The organism is Serratia sp. PAMC26656, from assembly GCF_016469055.2.
Lineage (GTDB): Bacteria > Pseudomonadota > Gammaproteobacteria > Enterobacterales > Enterobacteriaceae > Serratia > Serratia plymuthica.
Genome location: NZ_CP150486.1, coordinates 1,330,584 through 1,356,980, shown reverse-complemented (window position 1 = coordinate 1,356,980; position 26,397 = coordinate 1,330,584). Strand labels below are relative to the sequence as shown.

The 26,397-nt window shown below is 57.4% G+C and carries 25 protein-coding genes; 10 read left to right on the top strand and 15 right to left on the bottom strand.

From position 1 onward, the window contains the following. Positions 1–30 precede the first annotated feature (30 nt). The 8 genes from pxpA to JEM67_RS06945 all read right to left on the bottom strand — a co-directional run bounded on the left by pxpA (position 31) and on the right by JEM67_RS06945 (position 7,015). Positions 31–768: a 5-oxoprolinase subunit PxpA gene (gene pxpA, locus JEM67_RS06980; protein WP_199635490.1), complete on the bottom strand. Its 738-nt coding sequence runs from the start codon at positions 766–768 to the stop codon at positions 31–33. Next, positions 758–1,690 (bottom strand): 5-oxoprolinase subunit PxpC, encoded by a 933-nt coding sequence (pxpC, locus tag JEM67_RS06975; protein ID WP_199635491.1) that lies wholly within the window; start codon positions 1,688–1,690, stop codon positions 758–760. The genes pxpA and pxpC overlap by 11 nt, the downstream gene beginning before the upstream one ends. Continuing rightward, positions 1,684–2,277 carry a 5-oxoprolinase subunit PxpB gene (gene pxpB / locus JEM67_RS06970; RefSeq protein WP_232241120.1) on the bottom strand — a complete coding sequence of 198 codons (594 nt, stop codon included), beginning with the start codon at positions 2,275–2,277 and terminating at the stop codon, positions 1,684–1,686. The genes pxpC and pxpB overlap by 7 nt, the downstream gene beginning before the upstream one ends. 222 nt (positions 2,278–2,499) lie before the next feature. Continuing rightward, a complete protein-coding gene (locus tag JEM67_RS06965) occupies positions 2,500–3,243 on the bottom strand; it encodes a type 2 GTP cyclohydrolase I (RefSeq protein ID WP_199635492.1) in 744 nt (247 codons plus the stop codon). A gap of 17 nt (positions 3,244–3,260) precedes the next feature. Then, positions 3,261–4,241 (bottom strand): MBL fold metallo-hydrolase, encoded by a 981-nt coding sequence (locus JEM67_RS06960; protein ID WP_199635493.1) that lies wholly within the window; start codon positions 4,239–4,241, stop codon positions 3,261–3,263. A 22-nt stretch (positions 4,242–4,263) separates the two neighbouring features. After that, on the bottom strand, positions 4,264–5,694 hold the full coding sequence (phrB, locus tag JEM67_RS06955) for a deoxyribodipyrimidine photo-lyase (RefSeq protein ID WP_199635494.1): 1,431 nt from the start codon (positions 5,692–5,694) through the stop codon (positions 4,264–4,266). Positions 5,695–5,709: 15 nt separating this feature from the next. After that, entirely contained in the window at positions 5,710–6,666 is a 957-nt protein-coding gene (locus JEM67_RS06950; RefSeq protein WP_199635495.1) for a YbgA family protein, read from the bottom strand. 142 nt (positions 6,667–6,808) lie between these two features. Then, on the bottom strand, positions 6,809–7,015 hold the full coding sequence (locus JEM67_RS06945) for a YbfA family protein (protein WP_199635496.1): 207 nt from the start codon (positions 7,013–7,015) through the stop codon (positions 6,809–6,811). Positions 7,016–7,458: 443 nt separating this feature from the next. On the opposite strand from JEM67_RS06945, the gene JEM67_RS06940 reads away from it, so the two are divergent. The 6 genes from JEM67_RS06940 (at position 7,459) to kdpE (ending at position 15,397) form a co-directional block, all read left to right on the top strand. Next, on the top strand, positions 7,459–7,548 hold the full coding sequence (locus JEM67_RS06940; RefSeq protein WP_004949718.1) for a K(+)-transporting ATPase subunit F: 90 nt from the start codon (positions 7,459–7,461) through the stop codon (positions 7,546–7,548). Next, positions 7,548–9,236, top strand: coding sequence for a potassium-transporting ATPase subunit KdpA (gene kdpA / locus JEM67_RS06935; protein WP_199635497.1), 1,689 nt, complete (start codon positions 7,548–7,550; stop codon positions 9,234–9,236). Before JEM67_RS06940 ends, kdpA begins: the two co-directional genes overlap by 1 nt. Positions 9,237–9,263: 27 nt before the next feature. After that, positions 9,264–11,333: a potassium-transporting ATPase subunit KdpB gene (gene kdpB / locus JEM67_RS06930; protein ID WP_199635498.1), complete on the top strand. Its 2,070-nt coding sequence runs from the start codon at positions 9,264–9,266 to the stop codon at positions 11,331–11,333. 19 nt (positions 11,334–11,352) lie between these two features. Continuing rightward, entirely contained in the window at positions 11,353–11,922 is a 570-nt protein-coding gene (gene kdpC, locus JEM67_RS06925) for a potassium-transporting ATPase subunit KdpC (RefSeq protein WP_199635499.1), read from the top strand. A gap of 73 nt (positions 11,923–11,995) precedes the next feature. Further along, entirely contained in the window at positions 11,996–14,689 is a 2,694-nt protein-coding gene (gene kdpD / locus JEM67_RS06920; protein ID WP_013811906.1) for a two-component system sensor histidine kinase KdpD, read from the top strand. Between the two features lie 18 nt (positions 14,690–14,707). After that, positions 14,708–15,397 carry a two-component system response regulator KdpE gene (gene kdpE / locus JEM67_RS06915; protein WP_199635500.1) on the top strand — a complete coding sequence of 230 codons (690 nt, stop codon included), beginning with the start codon at positions 14,708–14,710 and terminating at the stop codon, positions 15,395–15,397. Between the two features lie 26 nt (positions 15,398–15,423). Here kdpE and JEM67_RS06910 read toward each other — a convergent pair whose 3' ends face one another. The 4 genes from JEM67_RS06910 to seqA all read right to left on the bottom strand — a co-directional run bounded on the left by JEM67_RS06910 (position 15,424) and on the right by seqA (position 18,820). Beyond that, the gene (locus JEM67_RS06910; RefSeq protein ID WP_013811905.1) at positions 15,424–15,723 is read right to left on the bottom strand and encodes a DUF3861 domain-containing protein; all 300 of its coding nucleotides are present in this window, start codon (positions 15,721–15,723) and stop codon (positions 15,424–15,426) included. Further along, positions 15,723–16,373, bottom strand: a complete 651-nt coding sequence (locus JEM67_RS06905; RefSeq protein ID WP_199635501.1) for a PadR family transcriptional regulator — start codon at positions 16,371–16,373, stop codon at positions 15,723–15,725. Before JEM67_RS06905 ends, JEM67_RS06910 begins: the two co-directional genes overlap by 1 nt. Before the next feature lie 186 nt (positions 16,374–16,559). Then, positions 16,560–18,203, bottom strand: a complete 1,644-nt coding sequence (gene pgm, locus JEM67_RS06900) for a phosphoglucomutase (alpha-D-glucose-1,6-bisphosphate-dependent) (protein ID WP_199635502.1) — start codon at positions 18,201–18,203, stop codon at positions 16,560–16,562. A gap of 77 nt (positions 18,204–18,280) precedes the next feature. Next, positions 18,281–18,820: a replication initiation negative regulator SeqA gene (gene seqA / locus JEM67_RS06895; protein WP_199635503.1), complete on the bottom strand. Its 540-nt coding sequence runs from the start codon at positions 18,818–18,820 to the stop codon at positions 18,281–18,283. Positions 18,821–19,104: 284 nt separating this feature from the next. On the opposite strand from seqA, the gene ybfF reads away from it, so the two are divergent. From ybfF to fur, 4 genes are all read left to right on the top strand, one after another. Continuing rightward, entirely contained in the window at positions 19,105–19,878 is a 774-nt protein-coding gene (ybfF, locus tag JEM67_RS06890) for an esterase (protein ID WP_199635504.1), read from the top strand. Positions 19,879–20,134: 256 nt separating this feature from the next. Continuing rightward, the gene (gene ybfE, locus JEM67_RS06885; protein WP_004949692.1) at positions 20,135–20,422 is read left to right on the top strand and encodes a LexA regulated protein; all 288 of its coding nucleotides are present in this window, start codon (positions 20,135–20,137) and stop codon (positions 20,420–20,422) included. A 229-nt stretch (positions 20,423–20,651) separates the two neighbouring features. Next, entirely contained in the window at positions 20,652–21,191 is a 540-nt protein-coding gene (fldA, locus tag JEM67_RS06880) for a flavodoxin FldA (protein ID WP_199635505.1), read from the top strand. Positions 21,192–21,513: 322 nt separating this feature from the next. Beyond that, the gene (gene fur, locus JEM67_RS06875) at positions 21,514–21,960 is read left to right on the top strand and encodes a ferric iron uptake transcriptional regulator (protein ID WP_013811900.1); all 447 of its coding nucleotides are present in this window, start codon (positions 21,514–21,516) and stop codon (positions 21,958–21,960) included. Between the two features lie 207 nt (positions 21,961–22,167). Here fur and JEM67_RS06870 read toward each other — a convergent pair whose 3' ends face one another. The 3 genes from JEM67_RS06870 to JEM67_RS06860 are packed head-to-tail and all read right to left on the bottom strand — an operon-like array spanning position 22,168 to position 26,366. Further along, on the bottom strand, positions 22,168–24,129 hold the full coding sequence (locus tag JEM67_RS06870) for a glycosyltransferase (protein WP_199635506.1): 1,962 nt from the start codon (positions 24,127–24,129) through the stop codon (positions 22,168–22,170). A gap of 2 nt (positions 24,130–24,131) precedes the next feature. Next, positions 24,132–25,163, bottom strand: a complete 1,032-nt coding sequence (galE, locus tag JEM67_RS06865) for a UDP-glucose 4-epimerase GalE (protein ID WP_199635574.1) — start codon at positions 25,161–25,163, stop codon at positions 24,132–24,134. Between the two features lie 48 nt (positions 25,164–25,211). Further along, the gene (locus tag JEM67_RS06860) at positions 25,212–26,366 is read right to left on the bottom strand and encodes an MFS transporter (RefSeq protein WP_199635507.1); all 1,155 of its coding nucleotides are present in this window, start codon (positions 26,364–26,366) and stop codon (positions 25,212–25,214) included. Positions 26,367–26,397: the final 31 nt, after the last annotated feature.

Sequence of the window (26,397 nt, the reverse complement as noted above, 5' to 3'; positions counted from 1 at the left end):
ATTGGGAAAGGCTATGTATTTGAATGATTTTTACCCGGCGCTGACGCTAATGCCCTCTACGGCGAAACGTTCGCGCAACGTGCGGGCGAAGCTAAGCGCATGTTCACCGTCGCCGTGCAAACAGACGGTTTCCGCCTGCACCGCCGCCCAGGTACCTGCCTGGGTTCGAACCCGATGATGACGCACCATTTCAAGCGTTTGCGCCAGCGCCTGTTCGTCGCTGGTGATCAGCGCACCTGGCTGACCGCGCGGAACCAGCGTGCCGTCGGCCTGATAACCGCGATCGGCGAACACCTCCTTCCGCGTCGCCAACCCCAGTTTCTCTCCGGCACGGATAAGCTCGCTGCCCGCCAACCCCACCAATCGCAGAGCAGGATCGACCGCTTTCACCGCCCGGGCGATGGCCTCCGCCAAAGCCGGCTCAACCGCTGCCTGGTTGTACAGCATGCCGTGCGGCTTCACGTGCACCATCACCCCGCCTTCTGCGCGAGCCATCGCCGCCACCGCGCCCAGTTGATACACCACCTGTGCATACACCGTTTCCGGCGGCAGTTGCATACGGGTGCGGCCAAAATTCTCGCGATCGGGGAAACTGGGATGCGCGCCTATAGCCACACCATAATGCAGCGCCCAACGGACCGACTGACGTAGGGTTTGTGCATCGCCGGCGTGAAAACCGCAGGCGATATTGGCCGAACTGACCAGTTGCAACAGCGCCTCGTCGTTGGCACAGCCTTCGCCGAGATCGGCGTTCAGATCAACGAGCATCTAACCCCCAGGCAATTTGTTGGATAAAGTGATCCTGCTCGGCCTTGGCGCGTTGCGCCTCCGCCAGGGTACAGGGAACAAAGTGGATAGCCTCGCCCAGACGGATCTGCGCCAAATGGTAAAGATCGGCCTCGATCACGCAGGCAATGCGCGGGTAACCGCCGGTCGTTTGCGCGTCGGCCATCAGCACGATCGGCTGGCCGTTATGCGGCACCTGCACCACGCCCGGCAGCAGGCCGTGCGACAGCATTTCGCGGTCGGTGGTGCGGCCCAGCGCATTGCTGCCATGCAGGCGGTATCCCATGCGGTTGCTCTGCGGGCTGAGCTGCCAGGCGGTACGCCAGAAAGCCTCCTGCGCCTCGGGGCTGAACTCGGCATATTCCGGTCCCGACAAGACGCGGATGCGATTATTGAACAGCAGTTGCTTTACGCCACAGCTGTTTTGCGGCAGGGAACCCGGCTTGCCCAACGGCAGGCTGTCGCCGTCTTTCAGGTTGCGCCCTTCCAGCCCGCCAAAGGCAGCTTTGATATCCGTGCTGCGCGAGCCCAACATTTCGGGCACGGCGATTCCCCCGGAAAGCGCCAAATAGCTGCGCATACCGCGTTTAGGCATGTTCATGATCAGTTGCTGGCCTGCTTTAACCGGGTAACGCCAGCCGGTCCACAGCGGTTTTTCGTCCAGTTTTGCATCGCAACCGGCCCCGGTCAGAGCGATCCACCCTGATTGGGTGAATTCGGCGCTGAATTGACCAAGGGTGATTTCCAGCCCGGCATCATCCGGTGAGTTACCCACCAGCAGGTTGGCGATTTTCAACGCCGGCAGGTCAAGCGCACCGCCCTGGCTAACGCCCAGATGGCGGAATCCGTGACGGCCCGCGTCCTGTACCGTGGTATAAATGCCCGCACGCAGGATCTTCAACATACGCCCTCCTTCTGCGGCACAAAGCGCACGTTATCGCCGGGACGCAGCAGCGTCGGCGGCATGTCATAAGGGTTGAATAACGACAGCGGCGTGCGGCCAATCAACTGCCAGCCCCCTGGGGTGACCAGCGGATAAATGCCGGTCTGGCTACCGCCGATGCCAATGGAGCCTGCTGCCACCGCCAGACGCGGTTCGGCGCGGCGCGGCGTCGCCAATTTTTCCGGCATGCCGCCCATATAAGAAAAGCCCGGCTGAAAGCCAAGGAAATAAACTACATAGGCCGCCGAAGAATGGCATTCCACCACCTGCTGTGGCGTCATGCCGGTGTGGTGCGCCACCTCGTCCAGATCAGGCCCATATTCGCCGCCGTAGATCACCGGAATATCCACCTGGCGCGATGGCGGCATCAGGCTTTCCTCGCTGTCCCAGCCCTGCTGCAGCTGCGCCAACATCGCTTCGGCGTCGGCCTGTGGCGTATTGAGCAACAGCGTAAGATTGTTCATTCCCGGCACCACTTCAAGCACATCGGGATGATGATTAAATATTTCGGCCAGCGCCCAGATCCGCTGCTGGCTCGGCAGCGTCATCGGCGGCGACAGTTCAAGCACTACGGCTCTTTCACCCAACAGGTAATAACGTGCTCGTTGTCGTTGCACCCTGATTCTCCTTAATTACCGCGATGAAAAACACACCAGTTATGCGTGACGCAGCTCCGGCTGTCAATAGAACGCAACCATTGAAAAAATAAGGAATTAAGGCGAAAAAAGGATCCAGCCGGCGCGCAGGCCTGGCCAGATCCTGAGGAAAAATCAGGCAGGGTTCGGGATATCGATAAAAGTCACGTTGAAACCATGATGCTGTGCCAGCCATTCACCCAGCGCCTTCACGCCGCCGCGCTCGGTGGCGTGATGACCGGCAGCGAAGAAGTGAACGCCCATTTCCCGTGCGGTGTGAATGGTTTGTTCCGACACCTCGCCGCTGATAAAGGCGTCCACACCGAAACGCGCCGCGCTATCGATGAAACCCTGGCCGCCGCCGGTACACCAGGCCACGCGGCGAATGTGCGCCGGCGCGTTATCGCCACAGTGCAGCACAGCACGGCCCAGGCGGCTCTCAATACGCTGCTGCAGATCAGCGCCGGTCAGCGGTTGTTCAAACTCACCGTGCAGCACCAGCGGTTCCACTTCACCAATCACGCGAATGCCAAGCAAATGCGCCAGTTGCGCATTGTTGCCCAGCACCGGGTGGGCATCCAGCGGCAGATGATAACCGTACAGGTTGATGTCATTGGTCAGCAGCGTTTTCAGGCGATTGCGTTTCATGCCGCGCACCGCCGGCGCTTCGTTTTTCCAGAAATACCCGTGATGCACCAGAATAGCGTCCGCCTGCTGCTCCACCGCCGCATCCAGCAGCGCCTGACAGGCGGTCACACCGGTAACGATGCGTTTCACATGCGGCCGCCCTTCTACCTGCAGGCCATTCGGCGCATAGTCCTGAAACGCAGCGGTGTTCAGTTCGCTGTTGATCAAATTTTCCAGATCGAGGTTACGCATAGTCTTCTCTCTTCAATTCAAAATGTTTGCCGGTCGCCCTGTGCCATCAGGATAAACTTCACGCCCAGATCGTTGCCCTGATCCAACTGCTGTTTGATGGTAGCGCGCACGTCTTCGCCCTGCTTCAGGCTGGGTTTGATGTGGCTGATCACGACCGGAAAATCCTTCAGCGAGCCTTCGCCGCCGCTGTACTGAGTCAGACTTTTCAGCTCTTTCAGCAGCCACGCCGGCGTCAGGTGACCGTACAGGTTTTTATCTTCAACGCCATTGGGGTAAGAGGTTTCAATAATCATCCCCTTCAGCTTTTTCTGTTCAATTAACGGCCCCAGCGCGCGCCAGGCGGTATCCAGATTGCGTGACTGCTCAAGCGCATCCGGCCCGGTGTCGCCGAAATAGGCAAAGGATCCGCTGCGATCGGACACCAGCAGCATAGAAGAGGAATAACGATCGTGGCTAAGCGGATACATCACGCCGCTCAGGCCGGTGACGCCCAAGGTAAAGCGCTGCTGTGGTCGTACCGTTTGCAACCGATAGGTGCCCAGCCGCGACCCGTTACCGGCGTCGGTGAAGTTCGGCCAAGCCTTCCAGTTAAAGTAATGATTGCGCAAGGTCAGGATGGTATCGGCCTGGGCATAAATATTTTTCTTGCTGTCCTCCGGCGAAGCGATAATCAGCCCGGCCACGTGGTCCAGATGGCCGTGGCTGATAAAGTAACCGCCAATCAGTTGCCGGAACACATACCCCTGTGGGGTGTAAGGCGCCGCCAGTTCGGGGGTCACCTGCGGGAAACTGCCTTTTTCCAGCCCCTTGGCAATGCCCGGCAACAGTGAGCCGGCATCGAGCGCCAGGTACTGCGGCTGGTTGTCGCTGCGGATCAGATAGGATGTCAGATTGCCGTCGCTGACGCCGCCGTCAACGCCAAGTGCTACCACGTCAAAGCCGGCCAGCGCCAGGGCTGAATAGCCGCTCAGGCACAGGGCCAGCACCTTGTTCATCATTCTTTCGCTCCTTGCTGTTGCCTTAATATTCCCCCCGCCTGGCCGCTTCAAAGGCCGCCAGCGTCTCCAGCCGGGCCTGCTTGTGATCGACAATCGGCAAAGGATAATCCAGCGTGCGTTGCTGTTTTTCCGCCCAGCGATGGGGTTGATGAAGAGCATTGTCCGGTACATCCGCCAGCTCGGGCAACCATTTACGGATAAAAGTGCCTTGCGGATCAAAACGTTCGCCCTGGGTGGTCGGGTTAAAGATGCGGAAATACGGCGCGGCGTCGGTGCCGGTTGAGGCCGCCCACTGCCAGCCACCGTTATTCGCCGCCAGATCGCCGTCCAACAGTTGCGACATGAAATAACGTTCGCCTGCTCGCCAGTCGATCAGCAGATCTTTCACCAAAAAGCTGGCGCTGATCATGCGTAACCTATTGTGCATCCAGCCGGTTTCATTCAACTGACGCATGGCGGCATCGACGATCGGGTAACCTGTCGCACCTTGCTGCCAGGCCAGCAACAGTACGTCGTTATCCTGCCAGCGTACCTTATCCGTCCACTCGATAAAGGGACGGTGCTGGCATAACGCAGGATAGGCCACCATCAGATGCCGATAAAATTCGCGCCAGATCAATTCGTTCAGCCAGCCAAAAGCGCCGCTGTCGCTGTTTTCCAACACCTGCGGGCATTCGGCGCGCAGGCGGTTAAAGCACTGGCGCGGCGACAGTACGCCAATCGCCAGATACGGCGACAGGCTGCTGGTGCCGACAATAGCGGGAAAGTCGCGTTGTTGCAGGTAATCCTGCACTTGCTCGCGGCAGAAAGCGCGCAGCCGTTGCAGCGCCGCGTCTTCACCGGCGGGAAAATCTACGCCCGCCTCAGCCTGCGGGTAATCGAACGCCGCCGGCACAGCTGACACCGGCAACGCGCCGCCTTCACGAAGTTTGGGCGCCGGCAAGGAACGGACGTCAGACTCGGTCAGCCGTTGGATAAAAGCCTTACGGAATGGCGTATAAATTTTGTACATCTCCCCGCCACCGGTTTGTACGCTGCCCGGCGGCAACAGCAGGCTGTCATCGAAGCTTTGGCAAATCACCTGCCCAGATAAACGCCGTTGCGCCTGTTGGTCACGCCTTAGTTCATTGAACTCGTACTGGCGGTTATAAAACAGCGCATCCACCCGCTCTTGCGCGCAATACGCCACCAGCCAGTCAACAGCGGCGGAAAAATCATCGCACTGATGGCAGACCAGCGGGATACCGCGATCCGCCAGCGCCTGCTGAACCTGCAGCAGGTTGGCATGAATAAACGCCGCCTGACGCGGTGCCATCTCATGCTGCCGCCATTGCCCAGGGGTAGCGATAAACACCGCCAGCACGCGGGCAGCGGGATCGCAACAGGCGGCGTGCAACGCTTTATTGTCGGTTATACGCAGATCGTTACGTAACCAGACCAGATGCGTGGTCATAAAACTCCTCGTCGGTTAGTGGCCGTAACGCAGGCGCAACGCTTCAGGATAGGGTTCGAAATAACGTTGATCGGCCAGATAGCGATCCGGATATTCGGCCATGTAATGTTTGAGCAGGGTGATCGGTGCCAACAGCGGCTGCATTCCCTGGCGATAACGGTCAATCAGCTGCGCCAACTCCTGCCGCTGAGCCGAACTGAGCTGGCGGCGGAAATAACCCTGCACGTGCATCAGCACATTGGTGTGATTGCGGCGCGTAGCCTTGTGCGCCAGTAGCCTCATCAGGCGGCTGCGGTATTCAATGGCGAACGCCTCCAGTGACGCCCACTTTTCGATACCGGCGACAAAACGGCCCAGTTCGCGGTATTCCGGCTGCGAATGCGCCAGCAGAGAAAGCTTATAACGGCTGTGGAAAGCAATCAGCCCACCACGGGTCAGCCCCTTGCGCCACAGCATATTCAGTTCATACAGCGCGTAAACCCGCTCGACAAAGTTTTCCCGCAGAGTGGCATCATTCAGTCGCCCGTCTTCTTCTACCGGCAGCCAAGGCATCTGGCGCAGCAGTTCGGCAGTGAATAGCCCAACGCCGCTTTTGCGCGACTCTTTTCCGTTTTCGCTGTAAACCCGCACCCGCTCCATACCGCAGCTCGGGGACTTGGCGCAGACGATATAACCGCACAGATGCCCCAGCTCCGCGACGCGTTGCTCGGAGAACTGCTGCATTTTGTCGGTCACGTCGACGCTGTCGTCGTTGCTGTAGCGCATCGCCGGTGACGGATGTTGTTGTTTGCTCAACCGCAGTGCCGGGCGTGGGGTAGGCAAGCCGATCGCCATTTCCGGGCACACCGACTCAAAACGCACATAGGGCGCCAGTTGCTCCACCGCAAAGGCCAGGCGTTTATGGCCGCCATCAAAGCGCACCGCGTCGCCCAACAGGCAAGCGCTGATCCCGACCGGAATTTTGTCACTCATGATTTGCTCCCACAGTCCTTGACGATGCTAAAAGTGTAGAGGAATTCACGCGGGGAAACGACCGTTAGCTGCGCAATGAGCGGGTTGCGCGCATAAAAAACCCCCGCTGCGAGGCGAGGGTTTCAGGAGACACTGGCGGCGATCAGTAGAAATCGCAGGCCGCCAGTTCTGCCTGTTGCAACCAGACCGGCTTATCGCTGGTTTTAGACCAGACGCGGTGCAGATAGCTGTAAAAACGTGCCCGGTCGCTGCGGAACAGCATAACCGGTAAAGCCAAAGTCCCTGCCAGGATCACTGCGCTGCGGCGCAGGAGAATCCGATGCAATGAATAAGCGTGATAAATAGACATGCGAACCTCCTCAAAACGCCCGGCCGTTGATTTTCTCGGAACAGCGCTGGCGTAGACAATGTAAATGCGACAATTTGGTAACTGAACAAAATTTTAGCGCAACTGATGAAAGTTTACTACTCATCCGACCACTAAATTGCACAGAAAATCGCAAACAAATCCGCCATTCCGTAATTTTGTTACATACAGGTTAATAACTAACTAACCATTGGTTATATTATGGTTATTTATAGCCTGTTTACGCCTACCGCTTCCCCAGGCAGGGCAGAACACAGGCTGAAACGCGCCACCCGCTCACAAAACCGCCGTTAAAAAGCCATTTTTTGCTGTAATTTCAGCCATTTTTATACTTTTTTTACACCGGCTCGCGCTATTTTTTCATCTTCTTTTTATTGCCCTCCCTACACTCGCAGTATCAAAAACTACACCTCTGGAGGTGTCCTGTGAGTATCAGCGTTATTGGTGGTGCGCTGTTGGTTCTGCTGCTGTTGGGCTACCTGGTTTATGCCCTGTTCAACGCGGAGGATTTCTGATGGCAGCTTCAGCCTTTTTACTGATTGCCAGCTTCCTGCTGGTGCTTCTGCTGCTGGCCCGGCCTTTGGGCAGCTTTTTGGCACGCCTGATCGAAGGCGAACCGCTGCCCGCTCTGCGCCAGGTGGAAGCCACCGTCTGGCGCTGCTGTGGCAATGACACCGCCGAGATGAACTGGTGGCAATACGCGCTGGCGATCCTGTGGTTCAACCTGCTTGGCCTGGTACTGCTGTTCGCACTGCTGATGGGCCAGGGCTCGCTGCCGCTTAACCCGCAGGGTTTCCCTGGGTTGTCGTGGGATCTGGCGTTCAATACCGCCGTCAGCTTTGTCACCAATACCAACTGGCAGGCTTACAGCGGCGAAAGCGCCCTCAGTTACCTCAGCCAGATGGCCGGGCTGGCCGTGCAGAACTTCTTGTCCGCCGCCACCGGTATTGCAGTGGCCTTTGCGCTGATCCGTGCTTTCACTCGCCGTTCCAGCGCCACCATAGGTAACGCCTGGATCGACATTTTCCGCGTGACGCTATACGTACTGCTGCCGATTTCGCTGCTGATCGCGCTGTTCTTCGTCAGCCAGGGCACGCTGCAAAACTTCCTGCCTTATCTGCACACCACTACGCTGGAAGGCGCGCAGCAGACGCTGCCGATGGGGCCGGTAGCCTCGCAGGAAGCGATCAAGATGCTCGGCACCAACGGCGGCGGCTTCTTTGGCGCCAACTCTGCGCATCCGTTCGAGAACCCGACCGTCCTGACCAACTTTGTACAGATGCTGGCGATCTTCCTGATCCCGTGCGCACTGTGCTTTGCCTTCGGTCAGGTTGCCGGTGAGAACCGTCAGGGGCACGCACTGATCTGGGCGATGGCGCTGATCTTCGTGGTGGCGGTGGTCGTGGTGATGTTCGCCGAACTGGCCGGTAACCCGCATCTGAGCGCGCTGGGCGCCGACAGCAACATCAATATGGAAGGTAAGGAGTCTCGCTTTGGCATTCTCGCCACCAGCCTGTTCTCGGTGGTGACAACCGCAGCCTCCTGCGGTGCGGTCAACGCGATGCACGACTCCTTCACCGCGTTGGGCGGCATGGTGCCGATGTGGCTGATGCAGATTGGCGAGGTGGTGTTCGGCGGCGTTGGCTCCGGCCTGTACGGCATGCTGCTGTTCGTGCTGCTTACGGTATTTATCGCCGGGTTGATGATCGGCCGCACGCCGGAGTACCTGGGCAAAAAGATCGACGTCTATGACATGAAAATGACCGCGCTGGCGATCCTGGTCACGCCGACCCTGGTGTTGCTGGGCACGGCGCTGGCCATCGCCACCGACGCAGGCCGTGCCGGCATCCTTAACCCAGGCGCACATGGCTTCAGCGAAGTGCTGTATGCCTTGTCTTCCGCCGCCAACAACAACGGCAGCGCCTTTGCCGGCTTGAGCGTCAACACGCCGTTCTACAACCTGCTGCTGGCATGCGCCATGTTCGTCGGCCGCTTCGGGGTCATCTTGCCGGTGCTGGCCATTGCCGGTTCGCTGTGCGCGAAAAAACGTCAGCCTGCGGGCAACGGCACCCTGCCAACCTACGGGCCGCTGTTTATCGGCTTGCTGATCGGCACCGTGCTGCTGGTGGGCGCATTAACCTTCGTACCAGCGTTGGCGCTGGGACCGGTGGCCGAGCACCTGCAGCTCTGGTTGGCAAACTAACAGACGTCATAGAGAGAGAATAAAGAAATGACTCGCAAACAACGCGCACTGTTTGAACCGGCATTGGTCCGTACCGCGCTGATCGATGCGGTGAAAAAATTGGATCCGCGCACCCAATGGCGTAACCCGGTGATGTTCGTGGTGTATATCGGCAGCATTTTGACTACCGTCATCTGGCTGGCGATCCTGGTCAAACAAACCGATGGCAGCGCCGCCTTTACCGGCAGTATCGCCCTGTGGCTGTGGTTCACCGTGCTGTTCGCCAACGTTGCCGAAGCGCTGGCCGAGGGGCGCAGCAAAGCGCAGGCAGAAAGCCTGAGGGGCACCAAGAAAACCAGTTGGGCGAAGAAATTGGCCGCGCCGCGCCGTGACGGTGCCACCGAGAAAGTGTCAGCCGAGAGCCTGCGCAAGGGTGACGTGGTGCTGGTGGAAGCCGGCGATACCATCCCTTGTGACGGTGAGGTGCTGGAAGGCGGCGCGTCAGTAGATGAAAGCGCCATTACCGGTGAGTCTGCGCCGGTGATCCGCGAATCCGGCGGCGACTTCTCGTCAGTGACCGGCGGCACCCGCGTGCTGTCCGACTGGCTGGTGGTGCAGTGCAGCGTCAACCCCGGCGAAACCTTCCTCGATCGGATGATCGCCATGGTGGAAGGTGCCAAGCGGCGTAAAACTCCGAACGAGGTGGCGCTGACCATTCTGCTGGTGGCGCTGACCATCGTGTTCGTGCTGGCGACCGCTACGCTGTTCCCGTTCTCGCAATACAGCGTGGATGCCGCCAAGGGCGGGTCAGTCGTCAGCATCACCGTGCTGGTGGCGCTGCTGGTCTGCCTGATCCCAACGACTATCGGTGGCCTGCTGTCTGCCATCGGCGTGGCGGGGATGAGCCGGATGCTGGGTGCAAACGTGATCGCCACCAGCGGCCGTGCGGTAGAAGCGGCCGGCGACGTTGACGTGTTGCTGCTGGACAAAACCGGCACCATCACGCTGGGTAACCGTCAGGCCTCCGAGTTTCTGCCTGCACCTGGCGTGAAGGAACAGGATCTGGCCGATGCGGCGCAGTTGTCCTCACTGGCCGATGAAACGCCGGAAGGCCGCAGCATTGTGGTGCTGGCCAAACAGCGCTTTAACCTGCGCGAACGCGACCTGCAGGCACTGAACGCCACTTTCGTGCCCTTCTCCGCCCAGACGCGCATGAGCGGCGTCAACGTGCAGGACCGCATGATCCGCAAAGGGGCGGTGGATGCCATTCGCCGCCATGTGGAATCCAATCAGGGCCACTTCCCGCAGGCGGTGGACGATCTGGTGGCTAGCGTAGCGCGCACCGGCGGTACGCCGCTGGTGGTGGCCGAAGGGCCGCGGGTGTTGGGCGTGGTAGCGCTGAAAGATATCGTCAAGGGCGGCATTAAAGAGCGTTTCGCCGAGCTGCGTAAAATGGGCATCAAAACGGTGATGATCACCGGCGATAACCCCTTGACCGCTGCGGCGATCGCTGCCGAAGCCGGCGTGGATGACTTCCTGTCGGAAGCCACGCCGGAAGCCAAACTGGCGCTGATCCGCCAGTACCAGGCGGAAGGTCGGCTGGTGGCGATGACCGGCGACGGCACCAACGATGCCCCGGCACTGGCACAGGCCGACGTGGCGGTGGCGATGAACTCGGGCACCCAGGCCGCCAAAGAGGCGGGCAACATGGTCGATCTGGACTCCAACCCGACCAAGCTGATTGAGGTGGTGCATATCGGTAAACAGATGCTGATGACGCGCGGCTCGCTGACTACCTTCAGTATCGCCAACGACGTGGCGAAGTATTTCGCCATTATCCCGGCGGCGTTCGCGGCAACCTATCCGCAGTTGAACGCTCTGAATGTAATGCACCTGCACTCCCCCGCTTCCGCCATTATGTCGGCGGTCATTTTCAACGCCCTGGTGATCGTGTTCCTGATCCCGCTGGCGCTGAAAGGGGTGAGCTATAAGCCCATGAGCGCCGCAGCGCTGCTGCGCCGCAACCTGTGGATGTACGGTGTAGGTGGCCTACTGGTGCCCTTTGTCGGCATCAAGCTGATCGATCTGGTCCTGGTCGCCTTGCATATCGCCGGCTAAGAATTAAGAGGAAATGAACATGTCTTATTTACGTCCTTCGCTGGTGATGCTGATTCTGCTGACGTTGATTACCGGCATTGCCTATCCGCTGCTGACCACCGGGCTGTCGCAGTTGCTGTTTTCCGGCGCGGCCAACGGCTCGCTGTTGTATCAGGGCGACAAGGTAGTGGGGTCGGCACTGATCGGCCAAAACTTTACCAAACCGGAGTATTTCTGGGGTCGCCCTTCAGCCACCGGTGATTCCGCCTATAATGCCATGGCGTCCGCCGGCAGCAATCTGGCCGCCACCAACCCGGCACTGGATAAAGCCATCGCCGAACGTGCGGCGCAGCTGCGTCAGGCCAATCCGGCGGCGAAAGGCCCAATCCCGGTCGATCTGCTGACCGCCTCCGGCAGTGGGCTGGATCCGCAGATTTCCATCGCTGCCGCGCAATATCAACTGGCCAGGGTTGCCGCAGCGCGCCAACTGCCGCAGGAGCAGATTGCCAAGCTGATTAACGAAAACACCGATCAGGCAACCCCCAACTTTATGGGCGAATCGGTGGTTAACGTGCTGAAACTGAACCTGGCGCTCGACGCATTGCGGTAATACGCCGCATTCAGCATAGTGAGAGGGTTCGGCGTGCCGAACCCATTTTTGCTTTGTTACGCAAGGAATTGTAATGGTCGAAGAAGAACAGCAGCGCCCCGATCCTGACAGCCTGCTGGCGGTAGCCAATGAAAAACCTCGCGGCCGGCTGAAGGTGTTCTTCGGCGCCTGCGCCGGAGTGGGCAAAACTTACGCCATGCTGCAAGAAGCACAGCGCCTGCGCGGCCAGGGGCTGGACGTGCTGGTCGGCGTAGTCGAAACCCACGGACGCTCCGAAACCGCTGCGCTGCTGACCGGCCTGGACGTGCTGGCGAAAAAACGCATCCAGTATCGCGGCCGGCTGGTACAGGAGTTTGATCTCGATGCCGCGCTGGCGCGCCATCCTGCGCTGGTGCTGATGGACGAACTGGCGCACAGCAATGCCCAAGGCTCGCGTCACCCGAAACGCTGGCAGGATGTAGAAGAGTTGCTGGACGCCGGTATCGACGTGCTCACCACCGTGAACGTGCAGCATCTGGAGAGCCTGAACGACGTGGTCGGCGGCGTAACCGGCGTGCGGGTACGCGAGACCGTGCCCGATCACGTCTTCGACGAAGCGACCGAAGTGGTGCTGGTCGATCTGCCGCCGGACGATCTGCGCCAACGGCTAAATGAAGGCAAGGTGTATATCCCCGGCCAGGCCGAACGCGCCATCGAGCACTTCTTCCGCAAAGGCAACCTGATCGCCCTGCGCGAGCTGGCGCTGCGCCGCACCGCCGATCGGGTCGATGATCAAATGCGCGCCTTTCGCGATACCCAGGGCCGAGAAAAAGTGTGGCATACCCGCGACAGCATTTTGCTGTGCGTCGGCCACAACAGCGGCAACGAAAAGCTGGTGCGCATCGCCGCCCGGCTGGCGGCACGTCTGGGCTGCCACTGGCATGCGGTGTATGTGGAAACGCCGAAGCTGCACCGGCTGCCGGAAAACCAACGCAGGGCGATCCTGCGAGCATTGCGTCTGGCACAGGAGCTGGGTGCCGAAACCGCCACCCTGTCCGATCCTTCCGAAGAACGTGCGGTGCTGCGCTACGCCCGCGAGCATAACCTGGGCAAAATCATTATCGGCCGGCGTGGCGAGCAGCGTTGGAAACTGCGCGGCAGCTTTGCCGATCGTCTTGGCCGCTTGGGGCCGGATCTCGATTTGGTGATCGTCGCACTGGAAAACGACAGCTTCGCGCAGCCCGGTAAAGAGCATGACGGTCGTAATTTTTCCGAGAAATGGCGCATGCAATTGCGCGGCTGCGCCGTCGCCGTGGCGCTGTGCGCCCTGATCACCCTGCTCTCCCAGTGGCTGCTGCCGGGTTTTGACCAGGCTAACCTGGTGATGGTGTATCTGCTCGGCGTGGCGATCGTCGCGCTGTTCTTCGGCCGCTGGCCGTCGGTGCTGGCCGCGGTAATCAACGTCGCCAGTTTTGATCTGTTTTTCGTCCAGCCCGAATGGTCGTTTGCCGTCAGCGATATGCAGTATCTGCTGACCTTCGGCGTCATGTTGATCGTCGGCATCACCATCGGCAACCTGACCGCCGGGGTACGCTATCAGGCTCGCGTCGCCCGCTACCGCGAACAGCGGGCCCGCCACCTGTATGAGATTTCACGCGGCCTGAGCCAGGCGCTGACCCCCGAAGATATCGCCAAAACCAGCCGCCATTTCCTCTCCAGCAGCTTCCAGGCAAAAACCGTGCTGCTGTTGCCACAAGAGGACGGCAAGCTGCACCAGATGGTCGGCGAGGCCGGTGGCTTGTTGTCGGTGGATGAAGCCATTGCCCGCTGGAGCTTTGACAAGGGGATGCCGGCCGGCGCCGGCACCGATACACTGCCTGGCGTGCCTTATCAACTGCTGCCGTTAACCGCCTCGAAGCAGACCTTCGGCCTGTTGGCTATCGAACCCGGTAACCTGCGCCAGTTGATGGTACCGGAGCAACAGCGGCTGCTGCAGACCTTTGCGGTGCTGATCGCCAGCGCGCTGGAGCGACTGCACCTGGCGCGCAGCGCCGAAGAAGCCAAGCTGGACGCCGAGCGTGAACAGCTGCGCAACTCTCTGCTGGCGGCGCTGTCCCACGATTTGCGCACCCCGCTGACGGTGCTGTTCGGCCAGGCGGAAATTTTGACGCTCGATCTGGCGGCCGAAGGCTCCAGTCACGCACCGCAGGCCAGCCAGATCCGCCAGCAGGTACTGAGCACTACCCGGCTGGTGAATAACCTGCTGGATATGGCGCGCATTCAGTCCGGCGGCTTTAACCTGCGTAAAGAGTGGCAATCGCTGGAAGAGATCGTCGGCGCATCGCTGCATATGCTGGAGCCGCTGCTGACCCAACACCAGATCAAGGTCGAGTTGCCGCCTGAGCTGGTGCTGGTCAATTGCGACGGCAGCCTGCTGGAACGCGTCTTCACTAACCTGTTGGAAAACGCCAATAAATACGCCGGCATCGATGCTATTATCGGCATTCGCGCCCATACTCTGCCGGAGTGGCTGGAAGTCGAAGTCTGGGACAATGGCCCCGGCATTCCCGAAGGGAAAAAACAGCTGATTTTCGATAAATTCGCCCGCGGCAATAAAGAGTCGGCAATCCCCGGCGTGGGGTTGGGGTTAGCGATTTGCCGTGCCATTATTGAAGTGCACGGCGGCCGCATCTGGGCGGAAAACGGCGCCAACGGCGGTGCCAGTTTCCGTTTTGTTCTTCCGCTGGAGAAACCGCCCGAAATTGACGGCGAATCCTTTGATCTGTAATCAACCCCAGGGAGCACTGTGAGCAGCACGCCAACCAACATTCTGATTGTCGAAGATGAAAAAGAGATCCGGCGTTTCGTGCGCATCGCATTGGAAAGCGAAGGTCTGCGGGTGTTTGAAAGCGAGACGCTACAGCGCGGACTGATTGAAGCCGGCACGCGTAAACCGGATCTGATTATTCTCGATTTAGGGTTGCCGGACGGCGACGGGTTGAGCTATATCCGCGATCTGCGGCAGTGGAGCGCCATTCCGGTGATCGTCCTCTCGGCGCGCAATGCCGAAGAAGACAAGGTCGCCGCACTGGACGCCGGGGCGGACGACTATCTCAGCAAGCCCTTTGGCATCGGCGAATTGCTGGCACGGGTGCGGGTTGCCTTGCGCCGCCACTCCGGCAGCCAACAAGAAAGCCCGCTGGTCAGTTTTTCCGAAATCACCGTTGATCTGATCAACCGCCGGGTGCTACGCAATGGCGAAGATCTGCACCTGACACCAATAGAGTTTCGACTACTGGCCGAATTGCTGGCCAACTCCGGCAAAGTGATCACCCAACGTCAGTTACTGAGCCACGTCTGGGGGCCGAACTACGTCGAACACAGCCACTATCTGCGCATTTATATGGGGCACCTGCGGCAGAAGCTGGAGGCAGACCCGGCACGGCCGAAACACCTGCTGACCGAGACCGGCGTCGGGTACCGGTTTATGCCTTAAGGTTGACGGGTGCCGCATGCGGCACCCTACTGTTGTGGGCCCTTCTTCAACCCCACCATAAACTCCTTGAACGCCTCGCGCAGCGGTGCGAACACCGGATGCTTGCGGTTCTCGATCATCACCTCCGAAAACAGCTTTAGGCCGACGGCGAAGGCCGCACTTTTATCTTCGCCAAAATTCAGATCTTCACGCGATTTGATTCGCTCGACGATGCCGAGAATATCGTCGTGATTTTCCACTTCAAAACTCAACGGCGCTTTATCGACCGGATCGCCTTTGCGATCGTTAAGGGCTTCAACGGTGATACGGAAACGGTGGCCTGGCATCAGTCGTTCTCCTGCGTTGTCGTGTTAATGTTCATTTCACTTTCGATCGCCGTTACTGCAGTGAGCAACGCCTGATTGATACGTTCAACCTGCTGCGGCGAGAGATCGGCGCGCATTACGTTGCCGCGCAGCAAACTGCGCAGGCGGTTCATGGCTTCTGAGATACCTTCCGCCAGGTTACCGTAATGATGATGACTGCGGCCGGCCCCGGCCAAACGGGCAAGAATAAGATCGACGGCGGCCTGATGCTTTTGCAGTTCACTCTGGCCCAGCGCGGTGATTTGGTAGCTTTTGCGGCCGTTACCGGTAGTTATCGGTTCGAGGAAGTCCTGCTCTTCCAACAGCGTCAGGGTCGGATAAATAACGCCTGGACTTGGCACGTACAAACCGGAGGAAGCCTCGTCGATCGCCTTGATCAGCTCATAGCCGTGGCTCGGCTTGCGTGCCACCAGCGCCAGCAGCACCAACCGCAAATCGCCATGTTCAAACATGCGGTGACGCCCACCACGGCCGCCGCGCCCACCGCGTCCGTGTTCTTCGCCATGCTCGCCGCCAAAATGGTGGCGCCCGCCACGACGACGATGTTCGTGCCCTTCTTCGCCGTCATGGTGGCAACCGTGCCGGCGGTGTAAACCTAATCGATGGAACATAGGGTTTTACCTCTCAATGAATAGTCAGTTGACGAGGTGATTTAGATATATCTAACTCACTTCGATATATCTAATCTAGATCGATATATCGAAATGCGCAAAGGATCTTTGTAAATAGATATATCTAAATTGCAGACATAAAAAAAGCGCTGTAAAAACAGCGCTTTTTATCAGGCAGAAAAGAGATTATTTGGCGGAAGCCAGCACTTCGCTGACGATCTCTACCGCTTCATGCTCGATCTTTTCGCGGTGCTCGGCACCCAGGAAGCTTTCACAGTAGATTTTGTAGGCTTCTTCGGTACCTGAAGGACGCGCTGCAAACCAGCCGTTGTCGGTCATCACTTTCAGGCCGCCGATGGAGGCACCGTTGCCCGGAGCCGCCGTCAGACGAGCGGTGATCGGGTCACCCGCTAACGTGTTGGCCTTGACCATTTCCGGCGACAGCTTGGCCAATGCAGCTTTCTGCGCATGGGTAGCCGGTGCCTGAATGCGGTTATAGCTCGGTGCGCCGAAACGCTTGGCCAGGTCCTCGTAATGATTCTGCGGGTTTTCGCCAGTCACTGCGGTGATTTCCGCCGCCAGCAGGCACATGATGATGCCGTCTTTGTCGGTCGACCACGGGGTGCCATTGAAACGCAGGAACGAAGCCCCGGCGCTCTCTTCGCCGCCAAAGCCGAAGCTGCCGTCGAACAGACCGTCAACAAACCATTTGAAACCTACCGGCACTTCCACCAGTTTACGGCCCAGATCGGCCACTACGCGGTCAATCATCGCGCTGGAAACCAGCGTTTTACCCACGGCCACATCCGCGCCCCACTGCGGGCGATGCTGGAACAGGTAGTTGATGGCAACGGCCAGATAGTGGTTCGGGTTCATCAGGCCTTTAGGCGTCACGATGCCGTGGCGATCGTAGTCCGGGTCATTGGCGAACGCCAAATCGAACTTGTCGCGCAACGCCAGCAAGCCGGCCATCGCAGATTCCGACGAGCAGTCCATGCGGATAATGCCGTCGTGGTCCAGGTGCATAAAGCGGAAGGTCTGATCGATAGAGTCGTTGACCAGCGTCAGATCCAGCTTGTAGTGCTCGGCAATGCGCTGCCAGTAAGCAATGCCGGAGCCGCCCAGCGGATCAACGCCCAGCTTCAGACCGGCACCCTGAATGGCGGGCATGTCAACCACGTCTACCAGCCCTTCCACATAAGGTTGTACCAAATCCTGCGCGTGCAGATGACCGCTGTTCCAGGCTTTGTCCAGCGACTGGCGCTGAACGCCTTTCAGCTGTTGCGCCAGCAGTTCGTTGGCGCGCTTTTCAATCACCGAGGTCAGGTTGGTGTCGGCCGGGCCGCCGTTGGTCGGGTTATACTTGATGCCGCCGTCTTCAGGCGGGTTGTGCGAAGGGGTAATGACGATGCCGTCGGCCTGCGCCCCGCCGTTGCGGTTGTGGCACAAAATGGCATGGGATACCGCAGGAGTTGGCGTAAAGCCGTTATTTTCCTGCACGATCACATCTACGCCGTTGGCGGTCAGGACTTCCAGCACAGAAATAAAGGCCGGCTCCGACAGCGCGTGGGTGTCTTTACCGACGTAGCAAGGGCCGGTAACCCCTTGCTGGCGACGCACTTCGGCAATCGCCTGGGCGATAGCGAGGATATGGGCTTCATTGAAGCTGTGGCGCAGAGCGCTGCCGCGATGCCCTGAAGTACCGAACTTCACCGCATGTGCGGCGTTGCCCGCTTCCGGCTGCAGTACATAGTACTGCGACGTCAGCTGGGCCACGTTGATCAAATCGCTTTGCTGAGCCGGCTGCCCGGCACGTGGGTTATTCGCCATCGACATATCTCCCTAATCCCTGTCCGGCAACCGGGCAATATGTCGCTCACGGCCACCATGACGGGCTGTTCGCTAAATTAGATAGTGCCGCAAACTTTATCTGTCAGTTCCGCAGGGAACTGCATAGCCTGCATGATGTGTTCAACCATGCTGCGTTTACGACCGGTGTTGGTATTGGTGATCACCCAGTAAGGCGTACCCGGAACGTGCTTTGGCTTGGTATGCGTTCCGTTCGCCAGCAGGGTTTGTTGATCGCCGGCAAAATAGGTGCGGGTACGGCCATGCAATGCATCGGTAGCTGCGGCAAAGCCCGCCGCATCGAGGGTATACAGGGTCGAAAGAACCAGCATGAAACGATTCACAGCTCTGCTCTGCTCGGCATATTCGTCCGACAGCAGCAGCTCGCGTACTGCGCGCACACGATCGCGAGGACGCTGCGCGGCGGCGACTTTTTCCTGCTCGGCGCTCTGAGCACTGGCGGCAGGCACGGCACGCAATGGCTGGCCTGCGGTAAATTTCAACATACGGCGCAAAATATCGGACGCGCTCTCACCAATATGTTGCGTGTGGCTGGCAATATAACGGTAAAGCTCTTCGTCGACTTCAATAGTTTTCATCTTTATCCAGTACTGTTTTTTTCTACTTAGAACCTGAAGCCAGATCCTGCATTCAAGCCATGGGATTATAAGGTTAAAAGCGCAAGGGCGAACACAACTATGTGCCTGCGGGCGGAAAAAGCAGACTAATACCTATAGCCGGCGCTGCCAAGCCCGAAACGAGAAAAATCCGTGTTATACCCTATGGATTTCAAGTTTCCGCTAACCACGCTGCTGCCTGAAAGGCGACGGGTATATTCGTCGTGTGTTTTAATCATGATACCCTAATCTGAATCTCTCTCAGTATGAACTTCGCCATGAAATTACATTATCAACTGCTGGCCACCGACTCCGCCGCCCTGCCGGTAGTGCTGATCCACGGGCTGTTCGGCAATCTGGACAATCTTGGCGTGCTGGCGCGCGATCTGAATCAACAGCACAGCGTGATTAAAGTCGATCTGCGTAACCACGGCCTTTCGCCGCGTTCTGCGGTAATGACCTATCCGGAAATGGCGCAGGACCTGCTGGCGCTGCTCGATGAGTTGCAGTTGGAGAAGGCGATTGTGATCGGCCACTCCATGGGCGGCAAAGCGGCAATGGCGCTGACGGCGATCGCCCCAGAACGGGTTGAAAAGCTCATTGTTATCGATGTGGCGCCGGTGGATTACCGCACGCGTCGCCATGACGAGATTTTCGCCGCCTTAAAAGCGGTGAGTGCGGCCTGTATCACCCAACGCCAGCAGGCCGCGGAGTTGATGCGCAGCTACCTGCAAGAAGAAGGCGTGATCCAGTTCCTGTTGAAGTCTTTTCATCAGGGCGAGTGGCGCTTTAATCTGCCGGCACTGATCGACCAATACGAAAACGTCACCGGCTGGCAGGACGTCCCCGCATGGCCGCACCCGACGCTGTTTATCCGCGGCGGCCTGTCGCCCTATGTGCAGGACAGCTACCGCGAAGATATCGCGCGTCAGTTCCCGCAGGCGCGAGCGCATGTGGTTGCCGGCACTGGCCACTGGGTTCACGCGGAAAAACCGGAGGCGGTACTGCGCGCCATCCACCGTTTTCTCGACGAAGCCTGAATAAAAACCCCCTTCTGGCGAAAAAACGCGCTAAAGATAACGGCTTAGCGCGTTTTCGGCTCAGTTAAACATTGTCGTTGCTCTATCTGCTGGGGTAATATGGCGCGCTATAATTTTGCCGCCCTGCTCAGCGTGTTCAGTAACGTCAGGCTGGGGGTAAATTTGGGTTAGGGTTTATTGGCCCGAAGTGTGTTAACCGAACCGTCCGGAAGCGTATACGCTTTTTGATGCAAACTCCCTTGCAGTACCGCTACCTATGGCAAAAGAACAAACGGATCGCACGACGCTGGATCTGTTCGCAGATGAACGCCGTCCGGGGCGCCCGAAAACCAACCCGCTATCCCGAGATGAACAGCTTAGAATCAATAAGCGTAATCAGCTTCGACGCGATAAAGTCCGTGGCTTACGGCGTGTGGAACTGAAAATCAACGCGGATGCGGTGGACGCCCTGAACAAACTGGCGGAACAGCGTAATATCAGCCGCAGCGAGCTTATTGAGCAAATGCTGCTGGCACAACTGGCGGATGAACAGCCGGAACATTGATCTTTGCAGCCGCACATGCGGCGCGGTGTTATGGATGACACCGATCAACACCGTTTTATTCCTCCCGGCATCGCATAAACGCGATAAAACCCCGGGGTAAATCTCTGGCATGATACGCACTTACCGGTAAGAGGCAGATTCTTGCCATGTCATCATTTTAATCGGTGTTATCGCGTTCAACGCTAACATCGTGCAATGCAATTAATTGAATTTAAAGGTTATACGCGATATGGCTAATGTAGGCATTTTCTTTGGCAGCGACACTGGCAATACCGAAAACATTGCCAAGATGATCCAGAAAATTCTTCAGCAGCAGTTTGGCAAAGAGGTGTCGGAAATCCGCGACATCGCCAAAAGCAGCAAAGAGGATCTGGAAGCTTTCGACATCCTGCTGTTGGGTATTCCTACCTGGTACTACGGCGAAGCCCAGTGCGATTGGGATGACTTCTTCCCGACGCTGGAAGAAATCGATTTCAACGGCAAGCTGGTTGCGCTGTTCGGCTGTGGCGACCAGGAAGACTATGCGGAATATTTCTGTGATGCGATGGGCACCATCCGCGACATCATTGAGCCACGCGGCGCCGCGATTGTCGGCCACTGGCCGACCAAGGGTTACCATTTCGAAGCATCGAAAGGTTTGGCGGATGACAATTTCTTCATCGGCCTGGCGATTGACGAAGATCGTCAACCGGAATTGACCAACGATCGCGTCGCGGCCTGGGTGAAGCAGATCAGCGAAGAACTGAGCCTGGCCGATATCGTCGGCTAACCCTCAAAGGTTGAACAAAAGCCCTGCAAAGTGCATAGTGTTGCCAGCAGGGCCGTTCATCGGCAGCACGGATTTCTGCAATAGAAGCTACATGTTTGTAACTTCCCACATCGTCAAGGTAGACTGAGATATCGGTTTATCCCATCCATCAAGACGTTGCGTGTGTAACATGCAATTGTGCCATGATATCTTTGTTAACAACCGGCGGTTTCCATTTAGGGCAACCGGTTCTATAATGACACGCAATTAACTCTTTGTGCCGACCGATGCCACAGGCAAGAATGCCTCAACTTGATTAGCATAGTAACAGGACTGAATCCGCATGACTGACAACAACACCGCATTGAAGAAGGCCGGCCTAAAAGTCACGCTTCCGCGACTCAAAATCCTGGAAGTACTGCAAAATCCGGAATGCCATCACGTCAGTGCGGAAGATTTGTACAAAAAACTGATCGACATGGGCGAAGAAATTGGCCTGGCGACGGTTTACCGCGTACTGAACCAGTTTGATGATGCCGGGATTGTGACCCGTCACAACTTCGAAGGCGGCAAGTCCGTGTTCGAATTGACCCAACAGCATCACCACGATCACCTGATTTGCCTGGACTGCGGCAAAGTGATCGAATTCAGCGATGAGTCTATCGAAGTGCGTCAGCGTGATATCGCCAAGCAGCATGGCATCAAGCTCACCAACCACAGCCTCTACCTGTATGGTCACTGTGAAATCGGTGATTGCCGCGAAAACGACACCCTGCACGACAAAAAATAATGCCCTCAACCGGCATTGAGAACCGCCTTAACGGCGGTTTTTTTATGCCTCCAGATGAGGGATAAAAAAATCCCCGGACAGGCCCGGGGAAAATCACATCTGAAAGACAACAATTGCAGCGGCACTTCTCCACGGTACTTCTCTCACTTCCCACTTACGCTCACGTCACCGTCAACTCACCCGCCGACACGCGGATGGGTAAACTCGTCACAATGCATATTCAAGAAACAGCAGCCGATCGAAGAAAATCGGCCAGGCATAGTCGAAAACGCCGCGAACGCGGAACCCTTGGTTCAGGTAGATTTGGCAGGCATCGCTGCGTTGCCAGACGCACAGCACGATATGTGTCGCCCGGCGCTGCTGCGCCTGCTGCTTAATCAGGGCAAACATTGGGTTAAAATAGCCCTGTCCGCGGAATCGGCTCTCGATGGCCAGGCTACAAACAAAGTAATCGTCCGCACCGCACTGGCTGTGAACAAAATCGTCGTAGGCCTCATCAAGCGGCTTCATTTCATCGCGATATAGATAGCTCGCCTTAACGCCATATAACTCGTCGAGACTCGCCGCAGTGAAAAAACCGATAAATGCCCCGCACCGATCGTAAGCCAGGGTAATCAGGTCCAGATAGGGGTCGATATTTTGCGCCTGCTGCAGCGACACCAGATCCATCCCGGCCGGGTTGCCGGCAGAGCAGTATTCCAGGTAGCTGGTGGCAAAAAGCAGTTTCGCCATGCGGATCCTGTCCGCTTCGCCAACTTGCCGCCCCGGCAGAAAATGTAACCCACCCTGCGCTAGCGGCAATGCCGCATCGCCCGTTCCGACGGTTAACCGCCAGTAATTGCCTTCGTCGATCTGCCGCCGGTTATCCGCTATCAAATACTCGCCAAAAAGCTGGTTCACCCGATCCAGTGCGCGGTCATGGGACAGCACCGAATAGTAATGATAGTGATCGATATCAGACCTTATCTGCGCCGGGTAGGCCATGCGCGGCACTTCATCGACGGTAAATATTTCCGCATAGCGTGCCAGATCCGTCGGTTGCTCAAGCTGCCAATCCACCAGCTCCAGCCGGCTTATGCACTGCCGATAGCTGCGCAGTTCCTCCTCCCCGAGCGGCAACGTCTCATTGGTGAGCACATCCTCCAACAGGCGCATGCCGCGGATACCACAGGTCACCGCCTGTGGAACAGCGTCATAATGAACCCCATGATCCTTGCAAAAACTATCGTGGCTGAGGACAGTCCTGCCGATGTGGCGGCACCACAACAGATAAAACGCATCGAACAGCCTTCTTTCATAAAGGGGGCTTTTATCTGGCACGTCACCGGTTTGCGCCGCATAGATCTGATCCAGACCCGCCAATATTTTGCACAGCGACCTATCACCGCTGCGACCAATGATCATGCCGGTTTCATCCAGAAACAAATTCAACCCGCTGACGTGACTGGCTTCGCCATTGGGCAGAAACTGAAGGTAATCCGGCACTTCGGGTTTCAGCAGGAAAAACGTCGCCGAACGGTGCGGAAGAGTGTCGATATCCATATACATTCCGCCCATTTCAATCAGGATCAAAAAGCGAAAGTAGTCAGAAAGCGTGGCGTAATAGCGCTTATCATGGAGCGCGTGGATAAAATCCAGGTTACCGCCGACCCTTTTTTGCGCCAACTCGCTCAGCGAATGCACCTGCAACCGGTGGTTGCCGGCATCGAACTCCCCCAGCAGACCGCCTTTCACTTCCGAAGCTGGGGAAAAGTACGCCTCGTTTTTGAGTTGCCGCGCATCCCATACCCACAACATCCCGACCCATTCGTCGGCGGTTGTGCTGCGAACAGCCTGCTGCGCATCTCCCCATTGGGAGATAACCTCTCTGGCATCGTCGGGAATCGCACCGCCCAGCCAAATGCGGTGCAGCAATTTTTCCGGCGCGGCCAACGGATGAGTAGGAACGCAGAATAACGAGGAGCACTGCGCGGCATCGAATAAATGCCCTTGCTCAGCCAGCCACGCCCGCAGTTGGCTGACCCCTCGCTGGTACTGTTCCAGCAACGCCGGGGAACGCTGGCGCTGAAATTTCACGAACGCTAACTTCAGGTTATTAATCCAGGCCTCATAGTCGGCACGAAACAGGTCATGCTGCATGAATCTCAAATGCTCGTCATCAAGCTTCATCGTCAGCCTCCCACCAGCGGTGTGCAATGGCCGTATCCCTGTGGATTTTTGCTCTGCCAATGCCAGGCGTCGCGAACCATTTTTTCCAGGCTTCTTTTGGCTTTCCAGCCTAATTTTTCCGCCGCCAGCGTCGGGTCAGACCAGCACTCGGCAATATCTCCTGCACGGCGCGGATTAATTTGATAGGCGATTTTAAATCCGCAGGCGCGTTCAAATGCCTGGATAATCTCCAGCACCGAATAGCCTTTGCCGGTGCCCAGGTTATACACGTTAAAACCCGGCCGCAGATTATCCAGCGCTTTCAAATGCCCTTCGGCCAGATCCATAACGTGAATATAATCACACACCCCGGTGCCATCGCTGGTGGGATAGTCGTTGCCATACACCGGCAACACCGCAAGTTTGCCAATAGCCACCTGTGCCAGATAAGCCAGAAGATTATTGGGAATGCCTGCGGGATCTTCACCGATCAAACCAGACTCGTGCGCCCCGGCCGGGTTAAAATAACGTAGCGCGGTGATCGCCATCTGCGGTGCGGTTCTGGCAAACTCCGCCAAAATCTGCTCCACAATAAACTTGGAGGTGCCATAAGGATTCGTCGTCTGCCCGACGCGGCAACTCTCCGTCAGCGGGGTATATTCCGCCGGCCCGTAAACGGTGGCGGAAGAGCTGAAAATAAATTTCCGAACACCGGCATGGCGCATTCTGTCCAGCACGATCAGCGAGCCGGAAATGTTATTTTGATAATATTTCAGCGGCTCTTCGGTAGATTCTCGAACCGACTTCAACCCGGCGAGATGAATAACCGCATGAATATCATGCTGGCGAAAGAGGTGATCCAGTAAATGATGTTCTTGAATATCCCCTTGATAGAAAATCACTTTTTTACCGGTCAGCCTCTCCACCCGAAACAGCGATTCCGGTGAACTGTTGGACAAATTGTCCAACACGACAACGTCCTCTCCCCTTTCCAACAATGCCAATACCGTATGCGAACCGATATAACCGGCACCGCCCGTCACTAATATAGCCATCATGTATCCTTGTTTGTGTTTAAAAATAAACGACTCACTCAGAAACCACTAAACTTCCCGGACTTTCCCCCCCACGGGCAAAGCAATTAAAAGCAGTACTACGGCTAACAAATAAACGGATAAATGCGGCCCATATTCGGTCAGAAACCCTTGTAATATTCCGGCCAGGATCACGCCGGTTGAAATACTGTTGGTAAACAACGTGGTGGCCATTCCCGCCCGATCCGGCATCAGATCCTGAAAATACAGCATGCCGACGGTAGCGATAATGCCGATAAATATCGCGTTAAACACCTGTAAAGCCAGCAACCCGCCGGCCGAGGTAAACCACAACATGCCGGCGTAAAACACGATGCCGGCCACCATGGCTCCCGCCATCATCGGGCGTTTGCCTATTGTGTTCACATAACGCCCGGCCAGAATCATGATCGGGATCTCGACTGCGGCGGCAACCCCCATGATCCAACCGGTCAGGCTATGCGGCAGCCCCAGCTCGGCTGTGATATACAGCGGCACGTCGATCAAATACATGGCGCTGCAGGTCCACATCAATACCGAGGCGCAAAACAGCAGGCCAACGTCTTTATCGAGGGCCCCTTTTTGCCGCAACGGCGAATCAATACCGACGCTGCTCTCTTCGGCTCGCACCACCCCGGGCAATATCCGCCAGGCCAGCAACGTGACCAACAGGAATATCCCAGCGGCAAACATAAACATGGCCGTAAAGCCGTAATTCACCACCAGCATAAAAGCCAATGGCGGACCAAAGACCCAGGCAAGCGAAAGCTGGGCGCGCATCATTGCGCTGAACATCGCCACGTTATGCGACGTTTTCTCTCCATACTCACGCGCAAGGGCAAATAATTGCGGTATCGCCGTATTGGCGATGGCAGTTAACAACACGCCCGCCGTAATTAACGTCAAATAATTGCGGTTAAACGCAAACAGCAGGCAGTTGCCCGCCGCCAATAAATAGCAGATTAAAATCAGATTGCGCCGATCACGCCGGCGATCTGATTTTTTTGCCAGCAAGAAACTGACAACAATGCCCGTACCGGCGTTAACCGCGTAAAAAAGCCCGACCCATAACGACGTGACCTGCACTTCAGTGGTAAGAAACAGGCTCAGCGTCGGTATTTGCAGTGCGCCGGCAATACCGGAGCAAAAAGCGACCACCAGAAACGTCAGCCGTATCGAATTCATGATTGATTACCGCCGAACGTTACCGTTGAAA

Bases quoted from the DNA above. Each gene is read 5' to 3' on its own strand.
- pxpA (WP_199635490.1), bottom strand. From the start codon at position 768: ATGCTCGTTGATCTGAACGCCGATCTCGGCGAAGGCTGTGCCAACGAC.
- pxpC (WP_199635491.1), bottom strand. From the start codon at position 1,690: ATGTTGAAGATCCTGCGTGCGGGCATTTATACCACGGTACAGGACGCG.
- pxpB (WP_232241120.1), bottom strand. From the start codon at position 2,277: ATGACGCTGCCGAGCCAGCAGCGGATCTGGGCGCTGGCCGAAATATTT.
- JEM67_RS06965 (WP_199635492.1), bottom strand. From the start codon at position 3,243: ATGCGTAACCTCGATCTGGAAAATTTGATCAACAGCGAACTGAACACC.
- JEM67_RS06960 (WP_199635493.1), bottom strand. From the start codon at position 4,241: ATGATGAACAAGGTGCTGGCCCTGTGCCTGAGCGGCTATTCAGCCCTG.
- phrB (WP_199635494.1), bottom strand. From the start codon at position 5,694: ATGACCACGCATCTGGTCTGGTTACGTAACGATCTGCGTATAACCGAC.
- JEM67_RS06950 (WP_199635495.1), bottom strand. From the start codon at position 6,666: ATGAGTGACAAAATTCCGGTCGGGATCAGCGCTTGCCTGTTGGGCGAC.
- JEM67_RS06945 (WP_199635496.1), bottom strand. From the start codon at position 7,015: ATGTCTATTTATCACGCTTATTCATTGCATCGGATTCTCCTGCGCCGC.
- kdpA (WP_199635497.1), top strand. From the start codon at position 7,548: ATGGCAGCTTCAGCCTTTTTACTGATTGCCAGCTTCCTGCTGGTGCTT.
- kdpB (WP_199635498.1), top strand. From the start codon at position 9,264: ATGACTCGCAAACAACGCGCACTGTTTGAACCGGCATTGGTCCGTACC.
- kdpC (WP_199635499.1), top strand. From the start codon at position 11,353: ATGTCTTATTTACGTCCTTCGCTGGTGATGCTGATTCTGCTGACGTTG.
- kdpD (WP_013811906.1), top strand. From the start codon at position 11,996: ATGGTCGAAGAAGAACAGCAGCGCCCCGATCCTGACAGCCTGCTGGCG.
- JEM67_RS06910 (WP_013811905.1), bottom strand. From the start codon at position 15,723: ATGCCAGGCCACCGTTTCCGTATCACCGTTGAAGCCCTTAACGATCGC.
- JEM67_RS06905 (WP_199635501.1), bottom strand. From the start codon at position 16,373: ATGTTCCATCGATTAGGTTTACACCGCCGGCACGGTTGCCACCATGAC.
- pgm (WP_199635502.1), bottom strand. From the start codon at position 18,203: ATGGCGAATAACCCACGTGCCGGGCAGCCGGCTCAGCAAAGCGATTTG.
- seqA (WP_199635503.1), bottom strand. From the start codon at position 18,820: ATGAAAACTATTGAAGTCGACGAAGAGCTTTACCGTTATATTGCCAGC.
- ybfF (WP_199635504.1), top strand. From the start codon at position 19,105: ATGAACTTCGCCATGAAATTACATTATCAACTGCTGGCCACCGACTCC.
- ybfE (WP_004949692.1), top strand. From the start codon at position 20,135: ATGGCAAAAGAACAAACGGATCGCACGACGCTGGATCTGTTCGCAGAT.
- fldA (WP_199635505.1), top strand. From the start codon at position 20,652: ATGGCTAATGTAGGCATTTTCTTTGGCAGCGACACTGGCAATACCGAA.
- fur (WP_013811900.1), top strand. From the start codon at position 21,514: ATGACTGACAACAACACCGCATTGAAGAAGGCCGGCCTAAAAGTCACG.
- JEM67_RS06870 (WP_199635506.1), bottom strand. From the start codon at position 24,129: ATGAAGCTTGATGACGAGCATTTGAGATTCATGCAGCATGACCTGTTT.
- galE (WP_199635574.1), bottom strand. From the start codon at position 25,163: ATGGCTATATTAGTGACGGGCGGTGCCGGTTATATCGGTTCGCATACG.
- JEM67_RS06860 (WP_199635507.1), bottom strand. From the start codon at position 26,366: ATGAATTCGATACGGCTGACGTTTCTGGTGGTCGCTTTTTGCTCCGGT.